The 1,432-nt window shown below is 55.6% G+C and carries 2 protein-coding genes; both read right to left on the bottom strand.

The genetic code is table 11. From position 1 onward, the window contains the following. The coding region (locus BM029_RS25470) for an IS66 family transposase (RefSeq protein WP_092440834.1) at positions 1 to 1,058 on the bottom strand (1,058 nt) is incomplete at its 3' end. A 73-nt stretch (positions 1,059 to 1,131) separates the two neighbouring features. Further along, on the bottom strand, positions 1,132 to 1,432 hold a 301-nt coding region (gene tnpB / locus BM029_RS25465; RefSeq protein ID WP_139217352.1), incomplete at its 5' end, for an IS66 family insertion sequence element accessory protein TnpB.

Here is a 1,432-nt window from a genome sequence, read left to right as displayed (position 1 = left end):
TTCAAGGCTTGTTCGGCAATTTGGCTTTTATTGGAGACATGCAAATCAAAGAATTTCCGGCGTGCATGGGCCATGCAGCCGATCTCAATGATGCCTTGCTGGAATCCCATCTTGTAACCACCGTAATCGTCGCAAACAAGACCGCCACGCCAATCACCTAAGAAATTTCTGGCATGTTCGCCGGCGCGACTATCAGCAAAGTCATAAATGACGGCACGCATTGAGGCGAAACGCGTGGGGGCATAAGCCCACAGATAGGCGCGATGCGTCTTCTTCTTGCCGGGGCTCAGCATTGGCACGGGTGTTTCATCAGCATGAATGACATCCTGCTGCAGCATTTCAGCGCGTAGCGCATCAACCAGCGGCTGCAACCGCATCCCGCAGACACCAACCCAGGCACCGAGTGTGGAGCGCGGCAGCGTCAAGCCGGCCCGTCCAAAGATGCTCTCTTGTCGGTACAACGGAGTATGGTCTGCGTACTTGGTCACCAGCACCTGCGCCAGCAGAGATGCAGTGGGAATGCCCTTATCAATGACGTGTGCCGGGACCGATGCCTGGATCAGCGTCGTACATTCCGAGCAGACCCATTTGCCGCGGATATGGCGCTCGACGCTGAACACGCCTGGCGTGTAATCGAGTTTCTCACTGACGTCTTCGCCAATGCGGCGCAATTGGCAACCGCAGCGGCAGGTCGTGGTATCTGGTTCGTGATGGATCTCAGTGCGCGGCAACTGAGGTGGCAACGATGCTCTCTTGGGCTGTTTGCGTTCGTCATGGCCCTTTGGGGGAGAACTCAGCTCTTCAAGCTCGGCTTCAATCGCAGCAATATCGGCATCGATGGTTTCATCAAGCAGGCTTGCCTGAGTGGTATCGAGCTGCTCGCTGCGCTTGCCGAACTGGTAACGTCTGAGCACCGAAATCTCATGGGTAAGCTGATCGATGCGCGTTTGCCGGTAATGCAGCTCGCGCTCTTTGTCGGTGACAGTCGTCATCAGCGCCGCTACTAATGAGCGAAGCTGGTCATGATTCAAGTCGTCGAGGTTGGCAGGCGATATCATGAGAACCAGTTTGCCATAACCGAATTCAACAGGGAACAACAACTGTTTACGTCGCGCTCACCTTAGTGATGCGTTATAACAACGAGATGGCGTGCCCCTCTGCCAGTGACTGCCATGGCAGGCCAATCACCAAGGCACGGAGTTGCTCGGGATTGAGCGGAACTGCGATGGCCATCGGACCATTCGTCCATACAAACCGTCCTTTGCTCAAACGGCGAACGGCCAGCCAAATCCCAAAGCCGTCGTACACCAGTACCTTCATGCGTGTTGAACCCTTATTGGCAAACAAATAGGCATGATGGGGACGCGCAGCACCGAACACCTTTACAACACGCGCCAGAAGCGTGTCCATGCCGGCACGCATATCCAGCGCC

This window comes from Collimonas sp. OK607 (genome assembly GCF_900111995.1).
In the GTDB taxonomy this organism is placed as follows: Bacteria; Pseudomonadota; Gammaproteobacteria; order Burkholderiales; family Burkholderiaceae_D; genus Collimonas.
The sequence above is the reverse complement of the archived record's forward strand: the minus strand, read 5'-3'. Positions and strand labels throughout refer to the sequence as shown.